At 41.6% G+C, this 22,844-nt stretch carries 23 protein-coding genes and 1 pseudogene; 19 read left to right on the top strand and 5 right to left on the bottom strand.

Annotated elements, in window-relative coordinates; genetic code table 11:
* Positions 1-8: 8 nt before the first annotated feature.
* Positions 9-1,277, bottom strand: coding sequence for an ABC transporter substrate-binding protein (locus tag IRQ78_RS02470; RefSeq protein ID WP_194441254.1), 1,269 nt, complete (start codon positions 1,275-1,277; stop codon positions 9-11).
* An 87-nt stretch (positions 1,278-1,364) separates the two neighbouring features.
* On the bottom strand, positions 1,365-3,479 hold the full coding sequence (locus IRQ78_RS02465) for an EAL domain-containing protein (RefSeq protein WP_194441253.1): 2,115 nt from the start codon (positions 3,477-3,479) through the stop codon (positions 1,365-1,367).
* 323 nt (positions 3,480-3,802) lie between these two features.
* On the opposite strand from IRQ78_RS02465, the gene IRQ78_RS02460 reads away from it, so the two are divergent.
* Positions 3,803-4,846, top strand: a complete 1,044-nt coding sequence (locus IRQ78_RS02460) for a flavin reductase family protein (RefSeq protein ID WP_194441252.1) — start codon at positions 3,803-3,805, stop codon at positions 4,844-4,846.
* Positions 4,843-5,904: a fatty acid desaturase family protein gene (locus tag IRQ78_RS02455; RefSeq protein WP_194441251.1), complete on the top strand. Its 1,062-nt coding sequence runs from the start codon at positions 4,843-4,845 to the stop codon at positions 5,902-5,904. Before IRQ78_RS02460 ends, IRQ78_RS02455 begins: the two co-directional genes overlap by 4 nt.
* 29 nt (positions 5,905-5,933) lie before the next feature.
* Here IRQ78_RS02455 and IRQ78_RS02450 read toward each other — a convergent pair whose 3' ends face one another.
* Positions 5,934-6,290, bottom strand: coding sequence for a winged helix-turn-helix transcriptional regulator (locus tag IRQ78_RS02450; RefSeq protein ID WP_194441250.1), 357 nt, complete (start codon positions 6,288-6,290; stop codon positions 5,934-5,936).
* Positions 6,291-6,417: 127 nt separating this feature from the next.
* On the opposite strand from IRQ78_RS02450, the gene IRQ78_RS02445 reads away from it, so the two are divergent.
* The 7 genes and pseudogenes from IRQ78_RS02445 to IRQ78_RS02420 all read left to right on the top strand — a co-directional run bounded on the left by IRQ78_RS02445 (position 6,418) and on the right by IRQ78_RS02420 (position 11,980).
* Positions 6,418-6,999 carry an NAD(P)H-dependent oxidoreductase gene (locus tag IRQ78_RS02445; protein ID WP_054553545.1) on the top strand — a complete coding sequence of 194 codons (582 nt, stop codon included), beginning with the start codon at positions 6,418-6,420 and terminating at the stop codon, positions 6,997-6,999.
* Between the two features lie 9 nt (positions 7,000-7,008).
* The gene (locus IRQ78_RS02440; protein WP_054553544.1) at positions 7,009-7,557 is read left to right on the top strand and encodes a redoxin domain-containing protein; all 549 of its coding nucleotides are present in this window, start codon (positions 7,009-7,011) and stop codon (positions 7,555-7,557) included.
* 9 nt (positions 7,558-7,566) lie between these two features.
* Positions 7,567-7,932, top strand: coding sequence for a cupin domain-containing protein (locus tag IRQ78_RS02435; protein WP_228482482.1), 366 nt, complete (start codon positions 7,567-7,569; stop codon positions 7,930-7,932).
* A 12-nt stretch (positions 7,933-7,944) separates the two neighbouring features.
* Positions 7,945-9,147 carry a low temperature requirement protein A gene (locus IRQ78_RS02430; RefSeq protein ID WP_194441249.1) on the top strand — a complete coding sequence of 401 codons (1,203 nt, stop codon included), beginning with the start codon at positions 7,945-7,947 and terminating at the stop codon, positions 9,145-9,147.
* A gap of 169 nt (positions 9,148-9,316) precedes the next feature.
* Positions 9,317-10,219, top strand: a complete 903-nt coding sequence (locus tag IRQ78_RS02425; protein WP_194441248.1) for a TIGR03571 family LLM class oxidoreductase — start codon at positions 9,317-9,319, stop codon at positions 10,217-10,219.
* Positions 10,220-10,228: 9 nt separating this feature from the next.
* Positions 10,229-11,035 (top strand): annotated as a pseudogene (dkgB, locus tag IRQ78_RS20560) (2,5-didehydrogluconate reductase DkgB); the annotation flags it as partial.
* Positions 11,036-11,095: 60 nt separating this feature from the next.
* Positions 11,096-11,980, top strand: coding sequence for an alcohol dehydrogenase catalytic domain-containing protein (locus tag IRQ78_RS02420; protein WP_228482509.1), 885 nt, complete (start codon positions 11,096-11,098; stop codon positions 11,978-11,980).
* A gap of 37 nt (positions 11,981-12,017) precedes the next feature.
* Here IRQ78_RS02420 and IRQ78_RS02415 read toward each other — a convergent pair whose 3' ends face one another.
* Together IRQ78_RS02415 and IRQ78_RS02410 are read right to left on the bottom strand one after the other, a co-directional pair.
* A complete protein-coding gene (locus tag IRQ78_RS02415) occupies positions 12,018-12,872 on the bottom strand; it encodes a DUF417 family protein (RefSeq protein ID WP_138601940.1) in 855 nt (284 codons plus the stop codon).
* Positions 12,873-12,999: 127 nt separating this feature from the next.
* The gene (locus IRQ78_RS02410) at positions 13,000-14,148 is read right to left on the bottom strand and encodes an MFS transporter (protein ID WP_194441247.1); all 1,149 of its coding nucleotides are present in this window, start codon (positions 14,146-14,148) and stop codon (positions 13,000-13,002) included.
* Between the two features lie 200 nt (positions 14,149-14,348).
* Between IRQ78_RS02410 and IRQ78_RS02405 the strand changes: the two genes are divergently transcribed.
* The 10 genes from IRQ78_RS02405 (at position 14,349) to IRQ78_RS02360 (ending at position 22,829) form a co-directional block, all read left to right on the top strand.
* Entirely contained in the window at positions 14,349-15,125 is a 777-nt protein-coding gene (locus tag IRQ78_RS02405) for a DeoR/GlpR family DNA-binding transcription regulator (protein ID WP_194441246.1), read from the top strand.
* Between the two features lie 94 nt (positions 15,126-15,219).
* On the top strand, positions 15,220-16,050 hold the full coding sequence (locus IRQ78_RS02400; RefSeq protein ID WP_194441245.1) for an AraC family transcriptional regulator: 831 nt from the start codon (positions 15,220-15,222) through the stop codon (positions 16,048-16,050).
* Positions 16,051-16,076: 26 nt separating this feature from the next.
* A complete protein-coding gene (locus IRQ78_RS02395; RefSeq protein WP_194441244.1) occupies positions 16,077-16,679 on the top strand; it encodes a LysE family translocator in 603 nt (200 codons plus the stop codon).
* Between the two features lie 59 nt (positions 16,680-16,738).
* Positions 16,739-17,449 (top strand): AraC family transcriptional regulator, encoded by a 711-nt coding sequence (locus tag IRQ78_RS02390; protein ID WP_323741520.1) that lies wholly within the window; start codon positions 16,739-16,741, stop codon positions 17,447-17,449.
* A 98-nt stretch (positions 17,450-17,547) separates the two neighbouring features.
* Positions 17,548-18,468 carry a DMT family transporter gene (locus IRQ78_RS02385; protein WP_228482481.1) on the top strand — a complete coding sequence of 307 codons (921 nt, stop codon included), beginning with the start codon at positions 17,548-17,550 and terminating at the stop codon, positions 18,466-18,468.
* Position 18,469: 1 nt separating this feature from the next.
* On the top strand, positions 18,470-18,883 hold the full coding sequence (locus tag IRQ78_RS02380) for an Rrf2 family transcriptional regulator (RefSeq protein ID WP_194441243.1): 414 nt from the start codon (positions 18,470-18,472) through the stop codon (positions 18,881-18,883).
* 387 nt (positions 18,884-19,270) lie between these two features.
* Complete coding sequence (locus IRQ78_RS02375; RefSeq protein ID WP_138617873.1) at positions 19,271-20,185, top strand: alpha/beta hydrolase; 915 nt, start codon at positions 19,271-19,273, stop codon at positions 20,183-20,185.
* Between the two features lie 59 nt (positions 20,186-20,244).
* The gene (locus tag IRQ78_RS02370; RefSeq protein WP_194441242.1) at positions 20,245-21,180 is read left to right on the top strand and encodes an alpha/beta hydrolase; all 936 of its coding nucleotides are present in this window, start codon (positions 20,245-20,247) and stop codon (positions 21,178-21,180) included.
* 107 nt (positions 21,181-21,287) lie between these two features.
* The gene (locus tag IRQ78_RS02365) at positions 21,288-21,908 is read left to right on the top strand and encodes a flavodoxin family protein (protein ID WP_194441241.1); all 621 of its coding nucleotides are present in this window, start codon (positions 21,288-21,290) and stop codon (positions 21,906-21,908) included.
* A 15-nt stretch (positions 21,909-21,923) separates the two neighbouring features.
* Complete coding sequence (locus IRQ78_RS02360; protein ID WP_194441240.1) at positions 21,924-22,829, top strand: AraC family transcriptional regulator; 906 nt, start codon at positions 21,924-21,926, stop codon at positions 22,827-22,829.
* Positions 22,830-22,844 lie beyond the last annotated feature (15 nt).

The raw sequence follows: 22,844 nt of genomic DNA, 5'->3' as shown, positions 1-22,844 counted from the left end.
CTAAGCCCTTATGAATTTAACAATTCAAACCATTTATCTAAGCTGTAATCGTAATTAGGCATCACAGTATTCCATACTGCGATATTTGAAAATCGCTGAATATAGCTACCACCATCACGCTTTTGACCCGCTTTTACAGATACCTTTTCATCGGTACCGCGTAAATCTACAACGGCTTCTTTACCCTCATACCAATAACTCCACTCCGGCTTTGACATTAAGGGCTGGCTTCGCTCTGGGTTTGAAATGTAGTACCCTTGCCTTGCTATAAAGGCTCCAGGATAACCAGATAACCACCAATTCATATAATCGTATGCTGCATCTTTTACATGCCCTTGTGTATTGGCTGATAAGCACATAACACCATGCCAAGCTCGGTAGCCTTCTTTTGGAGATGCATAAACCACGGGAATGCCTGCTCCACGACACGCACTCACCCCTGGCGAGAACATACTTTGGATGTTTACTCGTTTTGTTTTCATAAAGTCCACCGATTGTGGAACCGATGTCCAAAAGCCAGAAAAATGCCCTTGTCGTTTTTTTTCTAATAAAATAGCAAAAAGTTGATCAATTTCGGCAATACTCATATCGCCCATGTCATTAAAAGTCATTAGTCCCTGACCCTGCGCAGCAAGGGCCGCATCAAAGATACCTATTGTAGGGGCGTTTACTAGCGCAACTTTTCCTTTGTGTTTTTCATCAAGTAACCAAGCCCATGATTCAGTTTGATAAGGGATCCCTTGCTCTATCACTTGGGTGTTGTATCCGAATGAGTCAACATTATGAACATAAGGCATAAAGCTAATTGCTTTGCTCGGAGTTTGCGATAGCGTACCGTCGTCTTGAACATAAAGCAGTTTATTAGGAGAGTCGCCCGCGCCAAGCTTAGCTTCAGGGACTATTTTTCCGGTTTTTGTTAATGGGTTTATTTCATCCCAATAAACAAGCCTATCTATATCGATAGGTTGAATAGCCCCCGCTTGCCATAAAATATTAATTGAGTCTGACCATTGTTCGTACAAATCAAATGAACTTGGATTTGCTGCTGCTTTTTGTAAAACGGCGGCGCTTCCCATTGGCGTAAACTCTAGGTTAATGCCTAATTCACGCATTGCCCTGCTTCTGAGTTCTTCTTGCAATGTAACATGTGTGCCAAGCACCCTTAATGTGACTTTATTTTTAGCAAAAACACAAGGTGCTTTAAATGCAAGAGTAGAGACGGCCGCGCCAGCTCCTAAACCTTTAAGAAAACGCCGACGATCAACTGAGTTAGTCATTTGAAGTTCCAACGAATTTATAGTTTTTAAAGTGTAGAATAAATTTCAAAAATTGATTCAAAAGACATACAAAAGATAAACTTAAGCTCAAACATACTGGTCGTTATTGTGCAACGAGGGTAAAAGCAATTGCGTTAGGCTTTCATAATTCATTGGCTTACCAAGCAAGTAGCCTTGCCCTGTGGCACAGCCCAGTTCATCTAGTTTGTTTTTTTGCTCAGCCGTTTCTATTCCTTCAGCAACAATTTGAAGATGAAGAGAGTGCGCAAGTTCAATAATCGTTGAAACAATATCAAGCGCTTGCGAATCAGTTAGCATATCACGTACAAAGGACTGATCTATCTTCAATACATTTAAAGGAAACAGCCTTAGATACGACAAGCTAGAATACCCTGTACCAAAATCATCAAGGGCAATACTCACTTTCATTTTGGCAATTAATTTAAGTTGGTTGACCGCATACTCATAGTTTTCAATTAGCGCTGACTCTGTCACTTCTAACTCTAAATATTTACTTGGTAGCTGAGTTTTCTCTAAAATCATCGCGACTGTGTCTACAAGTTTTGAGTCGGTAAACTGTTTAGCGGAAATATTTACGGCCACTTTTGTCGGCACACCTGCATCTAACCAGCGTTTTGCACTAATACAGCTTTTTTCTAAAACTTGCTCGCCTAACCTAAAAATTAAGCCCGTTTCTTCAGCATACTCAATAAAATTCAGTGGTGATATAAATCCGCCCTCATCATCACTTAAACGAACTAAACTTTCTACGCCAACCATTTCGCCACTACGTAAATCGTATTTAGGTTGATAGTGCACATCAAGGGCGTTATTTTCGAGGGCTTTTCTTAACTTATTACCTACATCAAGGCGTTTATTCATTTCAACCTGTAAGTCTGTGCTGAAATAGCAATAACTATTTGCCGCTTCGTTCTTTGCCTTATACATAGCGGAGTCTGCATGGCGAAGCATTTCTTCAACACAATTAGCATCATCAGGGTAAACACTTATGCCTAAGCTTGCAGAAAGAATATGTTGTTCGCCACCAGAGCGAAATGGCTTACTAATTACATTAAGCACTTGATTTATCAAAGGCTCTAGACTCAAAGAATGTGACTCATGAGGGACAACAAGCGCAAATTCATCCCCCCCGACACGTGCAACTGTAATATCGTTACAAGCAAAGCAATCTAAAGAGTGGCCAATATGAGCAATAATTTCGTCTCCAATATGATGGCCTAACGCATCATTTATAAACTTAAATTTGTCCAAATCGAGCAGTAATAAACTTAGCTTAGTGTCATTAAAAGAGGCTCTGGCAATACCTTGAGTTAATCTATCATGCAGTAATACGCGGTTTGGTAGTGAGGTTAGTTGATCATGATGTGACAAGTACGTCATTTGAACCGACATAGCGAGCGTTTCACTAACATCTTGAAAAACCATAACAGCACCGCATTGTTGTTTTTTTTCATTTAAAATTGGTGCTGCGCTATCTTCAACTCGGTGTTCAACCCCTTGTTTACTCGTTAGTTGCGTGTTTATTGCCATCGCCACAGGGCGGTTTTCCTTTAGAGCAACAGTAAGTGGATTTATTGAAGGTGTTTTTGTTGTGGAGTCAGCTAATTTCATCACCTCTTCAATATGACGACCCTTTGCAGCAGTTTGAGACCAGCCCGTAAGCCTTTGCGCTACAGGGTTCATATAAGTAATTTGGGCATGTTGATCCGTTGAAATAACGCCGTCTGCTATCGAATCAATCGTGATACGTAAATGCTCTTTTTCAGCAAATAAAGCAGCTTGGGTATTTTGTAAAATATTCTCTTGCGCTTTAACTTTAACGTGATTTTCTATTCGCAATCGACATAACTTTAAGTTCAGAGGTTTAGAAATAAAATCGATTGCGCCTAAAGACAATGCTGATTCTTCAATTTGTGGATCACCATGTGAAGTAATAACAATAATTCGTAGCTGTTCAAACACTGGGTTGAATTGAAGTTCTTGTAAAATATCAAAGCCACTAATTTTTGGCATTTCTAAATCAAGTAACAAAACATCAGGTTTTGCTTTATGGATTAACTCCAGTGCTTGGGTACTGTCGTTTAAGGTGATTATGTTACCAACATCTTCTAGTGCGTGTTCAAGTTGTAAAGTGTTAATCTCTTCATCATCAATGATAAGAATAGTGCAATTATCGACCATCTTTTTCCCTCTACTACGTATTTGTACCTGATTAAACATAGTTCGAAAATCAAAAAAGCGGCAACACTTTTTCATTAGAAAAATTAAAATTAAATCCATTTTCATTAACTGCTTTAACTTTCTAAGCCAAAGCCAATTCCTTTTAACTAGCTAAAGGAGCGCTTTGCTTGGCCTTACTCTAAATAGTCTTGCTTCGATGCCGCTTTTAAAAGCCTTGGTCAACTGCTTTTTAGAATAATTACTCAAATTAGACTTGCAATTATCACATTTCAGCTTACACTTGTGCGCCAAATGAGCGTACACTTGTAAGCTAAAGGCGAAAAATGAGAGCGTTATTAAATTCATTATCAAAACATTTATTGCATCATCAGTCATGGGCAGGATACTGGGAGCCGGTGGTTCAGTGCTTTAAACCAGGCTGGCGCGAAGGCTACTTTCGTGCACAAGTAAAACATGTACAGGAGTTTGCTGAACAAAGCGTTGAGTTGATTATTGAGCCAGAAAAAACATGGCCAGTTCATCAAGCAGGCCAGCACATTGCGTTAACAATCCAAATAAATGGACGATTGCTAACGCGTGTATTTACCATCGCAAGCGAACCACAATTAGCAAGGCAGCAGCGACAAATTCGTTTATTGATCCGCAGCCAAGAAATCGGCGCATTTACATCAAAGCTAACAAATTTGAGGTCAGGGCAATGGCTTAATATTTCTGAGGCTAAAGGCCAGTTTGTTATGCCAAATACCGCGCGTTCTTTAATCATGCTTGCCGGTGGCTCAGGCATTACGCCATTTATAGCCATGCTTAAATCTTTACCTACATACAGCAAACAAACTATTACCCTGCTTTATTATGCAAAGCCAAACAGCCACTGGATTAAAGATGAGCTTGATCAATTAAAGCAATCACTGAGCAATTTTGATTATCACTTACTTGAGCGCAACAAAGATGGCGATGCGACGACATGGCTGACAACAAACGCGCATAAACACTGGTTAGTTTGTGGCCCAGCTGCTTTGTATAAGCAAGCAGCCGCTTTAGCTAAGCAATTAAATACGCCGATAGACAGTGAGCATTTCAGTGCAGTCCCTGCTGTTTTAGTAACCTCTGATAAGCACGATTTAACACTCACTCATCAGGGCAAAACATTCACGATTGATAACCAACAAACCTTACTGACCCACTTACAAGCGAATAAGCAACCTGTAACAGTTGGCTGTGGTATGGGGATTTGCCATCAATGCCAATGCGTAAAAAAGCAAGGCATCGTGCGTGATATTCGTACCGGTGAGCTCTCTGATAGCTCAGAGCAGTTAATTCAACTTTGTATATCGCAACCAGTCAGTGACGTGGAGTTATCAGCATGAACACAACAAAAACAGTCAATTATGAAAAATTAGCAGCTCAACTCGATAGCGTTAAAGCAGATGTAAAATCAAAACTCGGTGAGCAAGACGCGAAATACATTCGCCGCGTTATTGTTTGCCAGCGAGTGTTTGAATGGAGTGGCCGAATTCTATTAATGCTAGGCTTTATTCAGCCTGTTTTATGGCTCGTGGGTGTGCTTAGTTTAGCCACTGCAAAAATCCTCGATAACATGGAAATTGGCCACAATGTGATGCATGGCCAATACGACTGGATGAATGATAAATACATAAATTCAAAGTCTTACGAGTGGGATATAGCGTGCGATGGGGCTAGCTGGAACCGCGTTCACAACTACGAGCACCACACCTATACCAATATTATTGGTAAAGATCGCGACTTCGGTTATGGATTACTGCGCTTATCGAATGACTTTCGTTGGCGGCTAAAAAACCTGTGGCAATTTGTCACTTACCTGTTGCTCAGTGTGCTGTTTCAATGGGGTGTGTCGTACCATGAAATGGCAGCCGAGCGAGTATTTTTTGGCAAGAAAAAAGATGACCGCGATTACAAAGTACCGCACAGCGAACTGAAAAAGCGCTTTTTTAGTAAAGGGGCACGCCAGCTAGTGAAAGACTATCTGCTCTTTCCAATGCTTGCTGGGCCTTTATTTTTGTGGGTTTTAACGGGCAACCTTGCCGCTAATTTATTACGTAACCTGTGGACCTCAACCATTATCTTTTGCGGGCACTTTACCGGTGAAGTAGAAACATTTAACCAACAAGACTGCGAAAATGAATCACAAGGTCAGTGGTATTACCGCCAAGCGTTGGGGTCATCAAATATCAAAGGGGGTAACCTGTTTCATGTAATGACTGGGCACTTGAGCTATCAAATAGAGCATCACTTATTCCCCGATTTACCCGCAAAACGCTACCGCGAAATTGCGCCTAAGGTACAAGCTATCTTTAAAGAACACGGTATCCACTACAATACCGGCGGCTTCTTTCGCCAGTACTTTTCTGTCGTAAAACGAATTGTGCGCTACTCTTTTCCGTAATTGATGAACGCCAGTGCATAGTGCTGGCGTTAAATCTCATTCGATTCAGACCAAACCCGTAACTCATCGAGTATATGCAGTGCTGAGCGGCCAAAGTCAGTTAGCTCATAGGTCACCGCTATCGGGCGCGTGCTAATAACATAACGGGTGATCATCGCTCTACTTTCAAGCTCTTTTAGACGCTGGTCTATCATCTTTTTACTTGCGCCACCGAGCATGCGCGTTAAATCATTAAAACGCACAGGGCCATCTTTTAAATGATAGATAATAGATCCCGTCCATTTACCGCCAATCAAACGCATGCCTTTTTCAATTGCACACGGCTCCATGCAAGCATTTAAAACTTTTTTTCTACCCTTACTATCTGTTTCTACTGAACTTTCCAAAACATCCTCGCATTTTTCAGACTAGTTACAAAAAGGTGACTGGTTGATTTAATAATCTAGGTTACTATTATATACCACGGAATATATTTTGAACACGATAAAGTAATTAGCAAACGGATACTCAACTATGAAAAACGTATTAATTCTTAACGCACATCACTATTACCCTTTTTCTGAAGGTAAGTTAAATGCTGCTTTAATCGAAAAAGCCGACGCTTTTTTTAAAGCAAAAGGCTATCAAACTCGCGTGGTTAATACACAAGACGAATTTGATGTAGAAACTGAACTTGAGAACCATCAATGGGCAGATATCGTCTTTTTGCAATCACCTATTAACTGGATGGGCATGACTTGGTCATTCAAAAAATACATGGATGAAGTGTACACAGCGGGCATGGGGGGAGCGCTTTGCCATGGTGATGGTCGTCATCAAGACAATCCAAAAGCCAATTACGGTAAAGGCGGCACCTTGACTAACACTCAATATATGATGTCGCTGACTTTAAATGCGCCTGCAGAATCATTTGCAGATGCCGCTGACTTTTTTGAAGGTAAAAGTGTTGATGACCTTGTTTTCCCAATGCATATGAACTTTAAGTTTTTCGGTATGCAAGCGATGCCAACTTTCGCCTGTTATGACGTGATGAAAAATGCAGACATCGACAGCGACTTTGCGCGCTTTGAAAAACACTTAAACGAGAACTTTTAAGGAACACTCATGAGTAACGAATCTGTTTATAGCAATAAACTCCATCCGGGCAGTGCATTTCCTAGTATCAGTGCTGCACTTTTGAATGGTGAAGAGGCTGTTCTTGGTCAACCTCAACACGGTGCAAGCTGGCAGCTTGTTGTTGTTTATCGTGGTAAGCATTGCCCTTTATGTACCCGCTATTTAAATAGCCTCGAGCAGTACAAAGCGGCGCTATTAGAAACGGGTGTTGATGTAATTGCTGTTTCAGGTGATAGCAAAGAACAGTTAGAAGCGCATTTAGAGCAGCTATCTGTGTCATTTCCACTTGCTTACGGTTTGACTACAGAGCAAATGCAAGCATTAGGTACTTACATTTCTGATCCCCGTTCACCACAAGAAACGGATCACCCTTTCGCAGAGCCCGCACTGTTTGTGGTTAACGAGCAAGGTAAAGTACATGTAGTTGATTATTCTAATAATCCATTTGTAAGACCTGATTTAGCAACTTTGGTAAGCGGGCTTAATTGGATACGCGACCCAAAAAATAATTACCCAATTCGCGGTATGCATAAGTAGAGTGTAGCCATGAGCAAAATGACAGCTTTGCTGATTGGCTTGGTGAGCACAATTATGTGCTCACAACATGCTTTTTCAGCACAACTTCCCCATGCACATATTGCTTCACCCAATCACTATGAAGTATTGCTAGATAACAGTGAAGTACTTGTTTTACGTATGACTTTAGCACCAGGTGAGCAAGATAATTGGCATAAGCATAATGCTGAAACAGTCTATTTTGAGACAGGTGGTAAAGCGACCATCAGTACTAAAGAGTCACAAACAACAATTGAGATCCCTAATGGCTATGTGATGTGGCATGACGCATGGACTCATCAAGTCAAAAATGAGGGTGAAACCACCATCACTGCAATTATTGTCGAAAGGAAATAGGTAGGATCAATTATGGCATTAGAAAACCACCCAATGTGGCGCTTACCTAAGCATCACCTAGATTTAAAAAGTTCACATGACCATGTTCATTGGGTTGAATTATTTTATGACCTTATCCATGTGGTAATCATTTTTTTGCTAGGTAATTTTTTAAGCGACCACTTACATTTAAGTGGTTTTCTTACATTTGCAGGTTTGTTCATCACCGTATGGTTTGCGTGGGCTGACTCCAGTGTTTTTAATTCACTCTATGTCAGTACTGATGTAAAACATCGGCTGATCATGGCCTGCCAAATTGTCACCGCCATGGTTATGGCAGCCTCTATTCCCCATGTACTTGACAAAGGCTGGACATATTTTGCATTGGCCTATGCAGCTAACCGACTTATTACAGCGTATTTATTTCATCGCACCAATCAACTGGGGGTCGAATCAACAAAATTAGCACGCAGTGTGAGCCGTAACTACTTTGCTCTTGCCATTATCTTTGCGACCACAGCTTTTATGCCTGCACCCTATCGTTATTGGGTATTTGGCACTGCGATTGCCGCTATCCAAGTTTTGTATATGGCTCCAAAAATTGGTGTACTTGAAAATAAACGTTTTTTACCACGCCTTGGGCATATGTCTGAGCGCTTTGCCCTTTTACTGCTTATTGTCGTAGGCGAAGGTTTCTTTAAATTGGTGATTACTTTATCAGAAAAAGGAATTTATAAAGTCGACCCCTCTGTACTGGCTAACTTTATGTTTGGCGGTATTGCAGTATTTGTGCAATGCTGGATTTACTTTGACTTTGTTGGCAATGGTAAACCTAAGAATCAGCATAAATGGACACTCGTAAGTTGGTGGTTAGCACACCTATTTTTAATGTTATGTGCAGTTATGGTTGGCGTTGCGCTCGCCGGCGAAGTGAAAGCTGGGTTTTGGCAGCCCTACCCACTTAAATATGGTGTCATTGGCTGTGTAGGGTTAGCAGGCTACTTATTGAGTTTATTGTGGATCCAGTTAATGATCGAACACCGTGTAGCCCATCGTTTTGCAACAGCTAAAGTAAGAATGTTTGGCGTTATACTCGCTTTAGTTACCATTCCCATTTTACCCCATGTGCCTTCGCTCATTGGCAACTTGCTTTGGGGCACAGCACTGATTTCACAAATTGCCTACCCAGTCACTCGCGCATACTTTACCCTTTCAAAAGAAGAAGCTAATTCATAACGATTAAAACACCTTTGCAAAAACGACAAAGGTGTTTTGTTATCCTTGCTGTTTTTCGCAAATAAATTTAGCGCCACAATACCCTCATTACTTAATCATAAATCACTTTCAGGGCGGCATTAAATTGTTAAGTATTGCTTAGCTATGTCCCTTAAAGTTTGGAGTCATAATGAGTTTTGATAAATTAGCGCAAAAACCATTCTCAATTGGGGTTGAACTTCCACTTGATAATGATTGGGCACATTTCAATCAACAATCAAATCAATCATTTGGGATCCCTAATTTAGCTAACCATGAATCACGTGTTCAACTTGCTGATGAGCTTGGCTACGCAGCGGCATGGGTTCGCGACGTACCGATTTATGACCCGCAATTTGGTGATGCCGCCCAAGTTTATGAAACTTTCAGCTACCTTGGCTACTTAGCGGCTAAAACCAAGAATATATTACTTGGCACCGCAGCGGTGGTATTGCCATTGCGCCAACCTTGGCTTGTTAAAAAGGCAGCAAATACTGTGCAAGCGCTTAGTAATGATCGGCTAATTTTAGGTGTTGCCAGTGGTGATAGACCCATTGAATATCCTTTATTCGATATTGATTTTGCAAGCCGTGGTGAGCAACTACGTGAATCTGTTTCGCTACTAAAAGGCGCCCCTAAGCGACCTTTAGAAGCGGGTCAAAAGCTACTACCAGAAGTGAAAAATTTCCCACTTTATGTAGCAGGTCTTGCTCAGCAAAGCCCTCAATGGGTTGGCGAAAACATGGACGGCTGGCTTGCTTACCCAGGCACACCAGATGATCATCAAAAGCGTGTCGCTTTGTGGCGAGAGGTCGCAGGAAATAAGCCGTACGTTAGTTTTATTCATTTAAATTTATTAGATGATCCTGATGCACCTATAAAACGTCACCGTTTTGGGGTTGAAACAGGCGTCAACGGACTCATCTCAGAACTAAAGGCAATGAGAAATGCCGGTGTGAATCACATTGGCCTGCACTTTAGACGTAACGAATTACCCATTGAATGGGCATTAAAGCACATCGGCGAACATGTTTTGCCCACGTTCCATAATTAAGGAGTTATGATGTCACAATCAATTATGCCAAAACTGGGTTTTGGTACATTTAGATTACAAGACGAAGTTGCATATCAAAGTGTGCTAACAGCTATTGAAGAGGGCTTTAGACACATCGACACTGCGCAAATTTACGGTAACGAAGAAGCTGTTGGCCGAGCGATTAAAGACAGTGGTGTTGCACGTGGTGAGTTATTTATTACCACCAAAGTATGGAATGATAAGTTAAATAAAACGGACTTTATTAACAGCGTAAAAGAGAGCCTGACTAAACTACAACTAGATTACGTCGACTTACTGCTTATTCATTGGCCAAGCCCAGCCAATGGCGAAAGCATGCATGAGTATTTAACCGAGTTACAATCAGCAAAAGAGCTTGGTTTAACGAAAGAAATTGGTGTTTCAAACTTTACCATTGCACAAATGGAAGAAGCCTTAAGTATTTTGCCAAAAGGCGCGTTATTTACCAATCAAGTTGAAGTTCACCCCTACCTAACCAACCAAAAGGTACGTGATTTTTGTGCCCAAAACGACATTCTCGTTACCGGCTATATGCCATTTGCGGTAGGTAAAGTACTTAAAGATCCAACCATCAAAGCGATTGCAGACAAACACCAAGTGAGCACCGCTGAAGTAGTCATTGCTTGGGAGTTAGCGCATGACATGGTGACGATACCGTCATCTACCAAACGCGAAAATATGGCTACCAACTTAAAAGCCCTTTCGCTTAGCTTAAGCCAAGACGAGATCAATCAAATTGATGCCCTTAGTTGCGGCGACAGGCAAGCAAACCCGGATTTTGCTCCTGACTGGGATCATGATGAAGTAAAGACAACTCATGCTTGGCAGTTTCAAGGTGCTGATAAAGCACTCGCTTTGGGATTGAAAGCTGTACCAGCACTTAAAGCAGGGCAAATTTTGGTCCGAAACCTAGCGGTTGGTATTAATCCAGTTGATTGGAAGTTTATTCAAGCTGACCCTATAAATTGGGCAGATACACATACACCTGGTGTAGACGGTGCTGGGGTTGTTGAGCAGGTAGGCGATGGCGTCGATAGCAAACTAATAGGTAAAACAGTCGCTTATCATCATAGCTTGAGTGAAAACGGCAGCTTTGCTAAACACACAGTACTTTATGCAGACCGTGTTATGCAGGTGCCAAAAGGGTTAGCCGCTAATGTTGCTGCTGCATTACCTTGCCCACTGCTTACTGCATGGCAAGCTTTTAGCAAAATACCATTACGCAAAGACGAAAAAGTATTAGTAACCGGCATGGGAGCTGTTAATAAACTGCTGACACAAATGCTGAATCACAGTGGCTTTGAAGTACATGCTTTATCAAAAAGCCTAACGACTGAGCAAGCCGAAAAGCTTGGCGTTAAGTTAGTATTACGCGACGCACCATCTGAAGGTGGCTACTTTGCACTCTTTGATGCTAATGGCCCTGAAGAAGCTAAAAAGTTAGTGCCACTTCTACAGGCAAATGGTCATGTGATCAGTATTTTAGGACGCATTGAAACCCCAGTCGATGAACCATTCACGCGCACTATTTCTTATCATGAAATTGCCCTTGGTGCATTACACGATTATGGTGATTCACAGCAATGGCAACGTCTTGTAAGTGATGGCGAAAAGCTCCTTAATGACATTGCGTCGGGTACTTTAAATGTTGAAGAACCCACTGACTTTGAATTTAACAATCTCAATGATGCCCTTGAGTTTTCTAAAGTTCAAAAGCAAAAAGCCGTTGTAGTTGTTTAGTTATCATTTAAAAGGCCTCCTCTGAGGCCTTTTTATTTTATTCTGCTGTTTCTTTAGGTGTATTGTTGAATACAGCTAAATGATAAATAATCACTAAATTAGCTATAAACCACAGATCTTTAATTACAAACTGACCTAATCGCTCAAACACTGTAACGCTGCTAAGCGCATTAGGTGCGGTAATTAAAAATGTTTGTGTCATGATAAATACCGAGCAACAGGCTAGTCCAGCAAGTAAAATAAGTTTCGCATTTCTGATATACAAACCAACACCTAACAGCGCCACACTCAAAATATCAAATATGCCAATCGCATTTGATGCCCCTTGCACGCTAAAAACAATATACAACCAAGACATAAACGGTGAAGACTCAACAAGGCTAACAATCGCATTTGCTTCAAAAGCAAAAAACTTCATTGCGCCAATCCAAACCAACACTAATGCCACCGATGCATAATTCAAAGCAACATGCGCTTTATCACTCAAAACATCTTTGTAAAACACAAATAAAAATAAAGGAATAACAGCAAAATACTTAATAATACCCTGCCCCGAACCAATTACTGGAAAACCCCCTTCACTTGCAAGCCAACGATTTGCACTGAACAATGTAAGTAAACAGGTAAGTGCAATAATAAGAGCTGTCACGGTGGGAAGCGCCCTATTAATAAATCCTAAATGAGAATGAAGGCTGGTAATACCTACAAAACAAAGTGCAAAGCCTGCAATCATACTCATGAGATGGTCAGGTACCTGAGTCTCTAAACCATAAAACGAAAATATACTGCCAATAGCATTGGGGTTTGCCCCCAAAATAAAAGACAAACCCAATAAAGAAAAACTGATAGTAATAAGTGCAATCACTAAATTATTTGATGTACGTAAATTCATTTAAACCCCTCTATAAAACTCAATTAGAAGACCTAAGTTAGGGATAAAAACATTCACCATTTTATAATTTACTATCACCTTTTCCTGTTAAATACATATAACCTTTTGAATAATAACAATTATAAAGTTAGTCTTGTGAAACTTTCACAAAGAGTGAAAAGATAGTCGCCAAAGCAATTAACATCGCTATTACGACCAATGCAGACGCAAGTGAAGAAAAATGTGCAATTTGACCGACACTTGCAGGCCCCATTAATACACCTAAATAACCAAATGTTGTTACAGCAGGAATTGCCGTAGCTTGCGACATGTAGGTTTGCTTCCCCGCCGCAGAAAACATAATTGGTACAACGTTGGCACAACCTATTCCCATTAACACATAACCAAATAGCGCAACATAAAAGCTCATTGATACAATAGCGATTATCAAGCCAAGGCTTGCTACTAAACCACTTATAGTCAGAACAGCCCTTTGCCCATGCTTTGCAATAATGCGATCGCCAAATAAGCGCCCTAAAGTCATTGTGACTGAAAAGCTAAAAATCCCTAATGCCGCCATTCCTGTTGATGCATTTTGATAATCAATTAAATATATTCCGCTCCAATCTAAAACGGTTCCCTCTGCGAGAAACATTGCAAAGCAAATAATGCCAATTAAAATCACCGGGCCTTTTGGGAGCGCAAATGCAGGACCTTCATTGGGGCTTGCAAAAGGAAGTAAGTCTCTCTTTGCGAAGATCAAACACAGTAATACTATCGCCGCCATTAGCATACAGATTTCGAATGCCGAAAAACCAGCAATTAGCAGCATTGCTACAGCACCCGCCCCTAAAATACCACCTAAACTGTAAAAGCCATGAAAACCAGACATAAGTGAAAGCTTAGAACGTTCTTCAACCAACACAGCCTGAATGTTCATAACACAATCAGTTGCGCCGATAGAAAGGCCAAAAATCACCAGTAAAGTTGCCAAGCTAGCCACACTATTTACTAAAGCAAAAAATGGTAGGCAAAAAATAATCATCATCGTTGAGAGCTGTAATACACGTTTACAACCATACTTAGTTGCGAGCGCACCTGATACAGGCATAGCAAATATTGCACCTGCACCAAGACACAAAAGCAACAACCCTAAAGTACTCTCATCAATGCCAATATGCGCTTTAATGACTGGTATGAGCGATGCCCACGTAGCCGTGGCTAAACCTGCACACAAAAATAGTAACCTTGTAACGAGTACTTCGCGCTTTTTAAACGGATACTTTTCTAACAACATCAAGCAAAACCTTCCATAAAACATCATAATCGAGCAGGGTAAGTGACTAGGTTAAAACCCGTCACCTTCCCTCATTCCAGTTTATAACTAAACTAAGGCTTAGTTATTGAGCTATTTAACTCTGAATAATCACAAAATTGCTAAAACGAGCATGCAATGCTACATTAGACTCAGTTTAAACTGCTCAATTATGATTATTTATGCTCGATTATGCTTCATTCCCAGATCAGAGGCAAGCACTGATCAAAGATCATTTACAACAAACCGGCCGAGTTGTGTGTGTTCAATTAGCCAAAGAACTTAATGTCTCAGAACATACGATCCGCCGAGATCTGCAAGAATTAGCAAATCAAGGGGTGTGTAAAAAAGTGTATGGCGGCGCTGTCATTAATGCACAAAATGATGGCAGTTTAGTGCAACGAATGGTTTTAAATAGTGACCGTAAGCAGCTTTTAGCTAAAGCGTGTATTCCATACTTTAAAGAGCATGAATTTGTTTTTATTGATTCTGGCAGTACCAATTTAGCCATTGCAAGTATGATCCCACACGATCTTGCCTTAACGGTGGTTACCCACACGCCTGCAATTGCTATTGCACTACAATCACATCAACAATGTGATGTGATTCTGTTAGGTGGAAAAATAAGTAAGCAACAAGGCGCTGCAATTGGTAGTTGCTCGTTAAAGCAATTACAAACAATGCATTTTGACCTAGCAGTTTTAGGCGCTTGCGCAATCGATGCTGAGGTGGGTGTTTCAGCGTTTGACGTTGAAGATGCACAGTTTAAACACGCTATAGTAAAACAAAGCAATAATGTATTAATCGCCGTTACTGAAGAAAAGCTGTCTTCAGTCGCTAGGCATAAAGTGACAGCGTTAGACGCTATTTCTGTTTTAATTACTGACGCCAAGAAAAACGATATAAAACTCGCTGAATTTAAAGACACTGAATTAGAACTTGTCTGTACCTCTGAATAAAATAAAACAGCAATTTTGTTCAAGTTTTTAGGTTGCCAGCTTCGCTATATTGGCGTAGGAATAATAACGAAGCGCACACCCTTCAGGAGCATCTGTGAGCAAAGACAATCACTTTAAGTACATTAACAACGAACAGCATCAGAGCATCTCGATGTTGACTGCAACTATGAGTGATTTTACCTATGCAAAACATGCTCACGAAGAGTATTCAATTGGCATTACTCTACAAGGGCGGCAAGATTTCTTTTGTCGTAATGCGTTTTATAAAAGCGTACCTGGCAATGTCATTTTGTTTAACCCTGAAGATATTCACGATGGTCACTCTGGCACTGAGCAAAACCTAGAGTATCTTATGCTGTACATTCACCCCGATGAATTTAAGCCTTTGTTCAAAGCGCTTGGGTATAAGCAAGATTGCACATTACGTATGGCAAACACCTTGTATGCTGATCCATTACTGCGTAATCAGGTGATTAACTTATCAAGGCTTTTACAAACCAATAGCACCAGCAAAATAGAGCGAGAAGCTTCAGTATTGCAAATGGCGCAGTCTTTAGTCAGGCTCAACGGTAGCCTTGATTTGCCAACTTTAAGCACCCGTGTTGATAGCTTGCTTCTGCGTGCAAAAGACTACATTTTGGCAAATATCGACAATGACATTTCTATTGATGACATTGCCCATGCTGCCACCATGTCGAAATTTCATTTTATTCGCCGCTTTCGCGAGCACTTCGGTATTACTCCACATCAATATGTTTTGAACTGTCGTATTAATTATGCCCGTAAAGCGTTACAGGTTGGCCGTGATGCCACCAGCGTGGCGGTTGAATCAGGGTTTGCAGATGCCAGCCACCTCAATCGTAACTTCAAACGAGCATTCGGTATGACACCAAAACAATTTCAACTGCAATGGGCTCGTAGATAGAGCTGAATTACTGATTTGGAGCTGTTATGGCAGATATTTTTGCATATGCTATTGGCATTATGTACACCCCTGGGCCAATCAATTTACTCGGTTTAAGCAGCGGCTTAAATAAACAAACTCGTTCACACCTTGGTTTTTTTATCGGCGTGGGTAGCGCGATGTTTATCTTATTTGTGCTGCTTGGCTACCTTGGCTTGCAAGTGATCAATCCGCAGTTTTTGCCTTATGTGAGCTTAATTGGTTGCGGCTATATTTTGTATATTGCTTGGAAAGTCGCAAAAGCAAATGTACAGGTGAGTGATACCTCAGCAGATGCCTCACTTAGCTTTTTCGATGGCCTGTTTATGCAGCTATTAAATCCAAAAGCCTTGGTGGCCACTTTGCCAATTGCTACGATTCAATTCCCAAGCGCCGATATTACTGGCGCTGCAATCGTATTTTGGTCTTTTATTTTAGCCATCCTTGCCTTTGGTGCGCCAACAAGTTACTCGTTAGCGGGCTTAGTGCTTGGCAAACAAGTATCACGGCCGGGTGTTTTTTATGTGTTTAATAAACTGATGGCTGTTTTGTTGGTTTATGTCGCGTTAATGATTGCCTATGAGCATGTGCTAACCCCGTTAATGGCCTAAAATTGATCATCCCTCGCAAACAGGCATAATAGCCTTATTCAGCAAACGGCTATCACAAAATGATGCAAGGCAATCTATCTATCCGCTCTTACAGCACTAAGCCTGTTAGTCATAGCCATGACTATCATCAACTTGTACTGCCCTTAAAAGGTGTGATTGCCATTAGTGTCGGTGATTTTCAAGGTAAAGTCGCCCCCGGTGAATGCGTGGTTGTCAAAGCCTCTCAAACGCATCTTTTTACCGCAATGCCAGAGGCGCGATTTGTGGTGGCCGATATGCCAACGCTACCTGATAACCTGGCCACTGCTGAGCGCTGCGTGTTTGCTATTAATCAATCACTTTGGGCATTTTTGCAGTTTGTAGCAAAGCAGCTTGAGCAAGCGGTTAATCGTGAATTAGAACTTGCCATGTTTAACACCTTCGATTTGCTGCTAGCTGAGCAAATTATGCAGCCTAAGGTCGACAGCCGTATTAGCGAGGCACTGCTTTATATTGACAGTCACTTAAGCACTCCTCTTCATATCAAACACCTTGCCAGCATTGCCTGTTTAAGCCCTACGCAATTTAAACTACTGTTTAAGCAACAAACCGGATTAACTGTCATGAACTATGTAACTAAACAGCGAATGGAAAAAGCCCAAGCCTTACTCAGTCATACCGATTACCCGCTACAGCGTATTAGTGAGCTAGTTGGTTACAATGAACTTTCATCTTTTAGCCGTAGTTTTTCAAAGTACTTTGGCTTATCACCAAGCAAGTTTAAAAAATAACTTTAGTTTTTAAGGTCAACAAAACCGTCCTTTTTGTCAAAAACTTTGCATCGATTTTAATTATGCTTTTGATATCTTAAATTTAAAGCGAATCATCAATGAACCATACCATCGCGACCATGGCCGTTTTAGTTGCCAGTGTGTTTTGGGGTACAACAGGCACAGCCGCAAGCTTTGCACCAAACATTAGCCCTTTTGCAATAGGTGCGTTTGCAATGGGATTTGGCGGCATATTACTATGCTTAACCTCACTAACTCAGCTAATAAACAATGCCAGTACTCTGCGTAAGCACTGCCGCCTAACCCTACTTGGCTCAGCTTGTGTTGCTATTTATCCGCTGGCATTTTATACCTCGATGAATAGTGCTGGTGTGGCAATAGGCACCGTTGTTTCGATTGCCAGCGCCCCTTTATTTACCGTCTTATTGGAATACTTAATTGAGAAAAAGCCCATTTCAACTCGCTGGCTAGTCAGCTTTTGCTTTGGTGCGATTGGCATTGGCTTAATCGCGTCAGGTAAAGAGCATAACCTTGCCGCTACGGGGCTGTTTAGCCAAAACATCGGCATTTTACTTGGCTTAATTGCAGGGCTTACCTATGCGGGTTATTCATGGACAGCCAAACGTTTAATTAGCAACGGCGTTCATTCAAGAGCGACCATGGCAAGCTTATTTGGCGGCGCTGCATGTGTACTCTTGCCTTCGTTATTGATCACTGGAGATACGCTTTTTGCCACAGTTACCAATACCAGCGTGGCGCTTTACATGGCCATAGTACCGATGTTTTTAGGTTATTGGCTATTTAGTATTGGCTTAAAAACCATCGCGGCTAGCCAAGCCGTGCTCATTACTTTACTTGAGCCGATTATCGCCACCGTACTGGCTATTGTGATTTTAAATGAGCAATTTCAGCAAATTGGCTGGCTTGGAATTAGTTTAGTGAGCGTTAGTTTGGTAATTCAAACGGTCAATATTAAGCAGTTCGTGATACACTGCAAAAAACGCATATTGACGATTTAAGATGAGAAAAGACAGCCGATTATCACGGGTTTTGCATGTGCTGATCCATTTAGACAGTTACAGCCACCCTATTACATCAGAGACATTAGCAAACATGTTAATGACCAACCCTGTGGTCGTGCGCCGTACAATGGCGTTACTGCGCCAAGCAGGTTATGTGTCGGCAATCAAAGGCCACAATGGCGGCTGGCTACTGGCCACTCCCTTAACAGACATCACTTTATTTGATATTCACCAAGCGCTTGGCGAAAAGAACCTGTTTGTAATTGGTCTAACCGATGAGCACAGCAACTGCCCTATCGAACATGCAGTTAACAGCGCCCTGCAAAACGCAATGGACGATGCAGAAGCCCTGTTATTAAAACGTTTTGCTGAAGTGTCGCTTGCAGAGCTCGCCAGTCAATTTAAAAAATAAACATAGTTACATTGCCTATTAATTGGCTTACGGCAATAAAAATAGGCAAGAACAGTCTCATAGCGGGCCTTATACTTATAAAGCAAGCGGCATTTCGATTTTAGAAATAAAATCCCATCACTGCCATCATGTAGAGCAAGCACTCTAAACACCCTACAAACCCGACCATTTAAAGCAATTAAGTAAATTCCCAATCTATCCTGGTCATTTTCCGATTGCCTGCCATAGTGCTTTTTCGGCATTTTAGACAAACACCCTGTCATTTTAGGCAAACATTCGTTTCAGCCCACTCCTATACTTAATCTCAATCAAGGACGCAAAGCAAACAGCTCTGCAATCGAGAATAGTCTCTGTCCTTACTTATTAACCCAAAGAGGATTTACGCTCATGAACAAAGTTACTTTTCCAAACACGAACGGTTTAGATATTACTATTGCGGGCTTATTAAATTTACCTGCTGATTTTGATGAAACAAAAACATACCCAGCCGTTGTCGTATCGCACCCAGGTGGTGGTGTTAAAGAGCAAACAGCAGGGACTTACGCACGTAAACTAGCTGAGCAAGGTTTTGTCGCTATTGCATACGATGCATCTTACCAAGGTGAAAGCACAGGCGAGCCACGCCAACTTGAAAACCCACATGTTCGTACCGAGGATGTGAGTGCAGTAATCGATTACTTAACGACCTTACCTTATGTAGACAATGATCGCATTGGCGCAATGGGGATCTGTGCGGGTGCAGGTTACACCGCAAATGCTGCAATTAACGACCGCCGTATTAAAGCCGTTGGCACAGTCAGCATGGTAAATATTGGCCAAATGTTCCGTAATGGCTGGGATAACAATGTTAAAGACAGCGACGCTATCCCATATATCCAAGCTGGCTCTGATTCTCGCACATCGGATGCAAGTGGTAACGAGATTGCGACCATCCCAATGGCACCACTTAAAGAAGAAGATGCACCAAACGAAGAGCTTCGCCAAGCGTGGGAATACTACCACACAGACCGCGCAGCTTATTGCACTGCACCGGGTTTTGCGACTGCACGCAGCTTAAATCAAATCATCACTTATGATGCATTCTTTAAAGCTGAAGCATTTTTAACGCAACCATTACTGACCGTCGTCGGCAGCAATGCAGGCAGCAAGTGGATGAGCGATGACCTAATGGCGCGCGCAGCATCAAGCAGCAAAAAAATGTACATCGTTGAAGGTGCGAACCACATGGACCTATACGATGGCGAAAGTGAAATCACTGAAGCAATCAGCGTATTAGCCCCTTTCTTTACAAGCAACCTGTAATTATTAATCCGTATGAGCCCACACAGGGCTCATACCTAAACGGTATTTAGGATACAAACATGAATATTCAAACAGTTAGTATTAAAAACCACGATATGGCATGGGCTATCTCAGCACTTGTTTTAACACCTGCTAATTTTGATGAGTCAAAAACCTACCCAACCATGATCAGTGTTCACCCATTTGGTAGCTGTAAAGAACAAACCTCAAGTAGTGTATATGGTAAAGCACTTGCTGAAGCAGGTTATGTGGTTATTGCCTTCGATGCCAGCTATCAAGGTCAATCTGGCGGTACACCTCGTTTTATTGAAAACCCATCACAACGTGTTGAAGATATTAGCCATGTTATTGATTATGCTGTGACACTGCCTTATGTGGATAACGAGCGCATTGGCAGCATTGGGGTATGTGGTGGGGGTGCTTATGTATTTAACTCTGCACTGACTGAAAAACGCGTAAAAGCCGTGGTCGGCATTACGCCGGTTAATTTAGGTCGTTTATTTAGAGAAGCATTCACCGAGTTTAACCCAGTCGGCGCACTTGAAGCGATGGCAGCACAACGTACTGCTGAAGCACTTGGTGGTGACTTACAAGTTAACGAATTACTCCCACCAAGCATTGAATTTGCCCGCGACAATGGCCTGACTGAGCGTGATGTTTTCGAAGCGACTGATTACTACAAAACACCGCGTGGTCAAAGCGAAGGTGGCGCAACACGTATGTTATTTTCTCATGCACAAAAAACCCTCACGTGGGATGCTTTCGCGTTTGCCGAAACATTAATGACTCAACCTATGATGGCTGTAATTGGTCAAAAAGTAGGGGCATTTGGTGCATACCGTGACGGTAAAGAAATTTACGGAAAATCATTTGCATCAAAAGACCGACAACTCGTTGAACTAGAAGAATGGTCGCACTATGACCTGTACGATAACCCTGAGCCCGTTGCGTTAGCGATGCAGCAAATACTGCCTTTTTTAACCAAGCATTTATAAAAAGGCACTTGTAAGCTGAGCATGCATAAAGCAAATAAGTTAGGCCTCATGCTTGGCCTAACTTACTTTTGTTGTTGATTTGAATTTGCGATTTTAGGAGTTAACGAATGATTAAATGGCTATTTATAATACTCGCAGTTGTAATATTAGGGCTTTTATCTCTTGCCATTTGGGTTACACAAACCGAAAAATCACAGCATGCTAAAAACAGCTTACGTCTACAAAATGCTGAGCCGAAAATCACGCTTGATGCCAAAACAGCCGTCGTGGTTTTTTCTCGCTCTAGTAATACTGGGGTTTTAGCAGATCACATAGCACAAAAGCATAACGCAGAGCTGTTTGAGATAACGGCTACCGATTACGAACTAGGTATTCCTGGTTGGATAGCCGTTCTAAACGATGCCAGAAGCAAGGTAGCAACAATAACCCCGAGCAATATAAACCTTGAGAAGTATCAAACCATTTATTTAGGCTCGCCTATTTGGCTTTATAGCCCTGCCCCACCGATTTGGCAGTTTGCAAAAAATAATGACTTTTCAGGTAAAAATGTGATTTTATTTAATACCTTTAACAGTAAGTTCGAACAGCATTTTATTGATGATTTTGAAAAGCTGGTTCGGGCAAATGGCGCAAAAACGTTTTCTCACAGGTATGTGAATCGTGGCCGTATGGGCTCTCAAATTAGTAGCCAAGATATGCTCAATAAATTTGACAGCCAAGATAACTAACCGTGAGTTTAAAACATGATAGACACCAACCATCAAGAGATTGCTAAACCACTCGCGCAAAAGATTATGTTATTCGCTAATAAAGCGGGTGATATTACCTCTCATACGCCAGAGCTCACATTGCACATTCGTAACGCACCAACCGACCCCTTGCATTGTATTTACACATTAAGCCTTGCAGTGGTGCTACAAGGTGCAAAAGTGCTTTCAGTCGAAAACAGTGTCCTGCCCTGCGCTGGTGGGCAAACCATGTTAACCACCTTCGACTTACCTGTGGTATCCCATGTGACCGAAGCAACACGCCACCAGCCATTTGTTGCCATGGTGCTAAAACTTGATTACAACTTAATTTTGCAAACAGCCGCAGAACTTAAACTGCCAAAACAATCACGCAACGAGACATTTGCGCCGATTTCTATTCATAATATCGATGCAGGACTCACTGATGCACTCACTCGGTTATTTGAGCTTGAATATAATCCCGCACTTCGCGATGGCTTACAGCCATTACTCGCAAAAGAAATTGTTATTCGCCTTTTACAGGGACCTCACGGGCCTCACCTTAGAAAACTGGCATCAGAGGGGTCACCAAGTAGTCATATTGTCAGAGTTGTGAGCTGGCTTAAAACCAACTTTATGCGCCCAGTACAAATTGACGAGTTAGCAAAACAAGCGCATATGAGCTCATCAACATTTCGCCAGCACTTTAAAACCATTACTGGCACCAGCCCATTGCAGTATTTAAAAACCTTACGCTTACAAGAGGCTCGCGATCAAATGCTGATCAATGGTCTTGATGCTGGTCAAGCAAGTGGTGTGGTTGGTTACGAAAGCCCTTCGCAATTTAGTCGCGAGTATAGCCGTTTATTTGGCCTGCCACCGCAAAAAGATATGCAAAGGCTAAGGCAACAACAGTTATAAGAGATAAATGCGCTA

The sequence above is a fragment of the Pseudoalteromonas simplex genome (assembly GCF_015278155.1).
In the GTDB taxonomy this organism is placed as follows: Bacteria; Pseudomonadota; Gammaproteobacteria; order Enterobacterales; family Alteromonadaceae; genus Pseudoalteromonas; species Pseudoalteromonas simplex.
The sequence above is the reverse complement of the archived record's forward strand: the minus strand, read 5'-3'. Positions and strand labels throughout refer to the sequence as shown.